The 664-nt window shown below is 61.0% G+C and carries 1 protein-coding gene; it reads right to left on the minus strand.

What is annotated here, in order from left to right; all coding sequences use genetic code 11:
* On the minus strand, positions 1–664 hold a 664-nt coding region (locus tag ACT8II_RS06470), incomplete at both ends, for a helicase-related protein (protein ID WP_443813402.1).

Genomic DNA, 664 nt, shown 5'->3' on the forward strand with positions numbered 1-664 from the left:
CATCATCGTGGCGTTCGGAACATCAACGCCCACTTCAACGACGGTCGTGGCAACGAGCACATCGATATCGCCCGATCGGAACGCATCGATGACCTCCTCTTTGCGGCGAGCGGGCATATGGCCATGGAGCATCTCCACACGCACATCTGGCAACAGCCTTCGCATGTTCTTGCATTCGGACTCAACATCATGCAGCGTAACTGCCTGACGGGCGCGCCCGTGTTCATCGATCTCAAGTCCGGGCACGTCCTCGAGTTCATCAGCCCCCTCTTGCGGCGACACCATCGGGCAGATCACATACGCTTGCCTGCCCCGCGCAAGGCTGTCGCGGAGCGCGCCGTACGCAAGATCGCGGCTGGAGCTCTCCAGCACCTGCGTGGATACGCCCGCCCCCGGGACGGGACGATGCCTGATGACACTCGTGTCCAAATCGCCGTACACCGAGAGCGCGAGGGTACGGGGAATAGGAGTTGCCGTCATCACCAGCAAATCTGCCCCAGGCCCCTTTGCCCTCAGCGTATTGCGTTGACCCACGCCGAACCGATGCTGCTCGTCTATGACGACAAGGCTGAGCCGTTTGAACGTCACGTCGTCCCCGAGCACCGCATGCGTGCCGAATAAAACCGTGATTTCCCCCTGACGCAGACGGTCCAACAAAGCCGAT

Source organism: Collinsella sp. (assembly GCF_052346665.1).
In the GTDB taxonomy this organism is placed as follows: Bacteria; Actinomycetota; Coriobacteriia; order Coriobacteriales; family Coriobacteriaceae; genus Collinsella.